Origin of the sequence: Vibrio frigidus (assembly GCF_042465995.1) — a bacterium.
GTDB lineage: Bacteria > Pseudomonadota > Gammaproteobacteria > Enterobacterales > Vibrionaceae > Vibrio.
Genome location: NZ_JBCDMC010000076.1, coordinates 1 through 255 on the forward strand (window position 1 = coordinate 1; position 255 = coordinate 255).

Annotated in this window: 1 protein-coding gene; it reads right to left on the reverse strand. The window is 46.7% G+C overall.

Annotation, left to right across the window (positions count from 1 at the left end):
* Positions 1-255, reverse strand: a 255-nt coding sequence (locus AACW90_RS23145; RefSeq protein WP_390239396.1) for a cadherin-like domain-containing protein, incomplete at both ends; no start/stop codon positions are given.

Here is a 255-nt window from a genome sequence, read left to right on the forward strand (position 1 = left end):
ATGGTTACGGTCACTGGCTCTGAATCTTCAGTGCCATCATTCGCCGTATAGGTGAAACTGTCTGTCGCTTTATCATCAACGCCTAATGATTCAAACGCTCCGTTTGGATCATAGCTATAGCTGCCGTTTTCATTAAGGATAAGCGCTGCACCACTTTCTAAGGTGATGGTTTGACCTACTTTCGAGCTATCGCCATTAACACTGCTAACTGTGAGGCTGTCTTGCTCTACGTCCGTGTCGTTTTTCAACACGCCG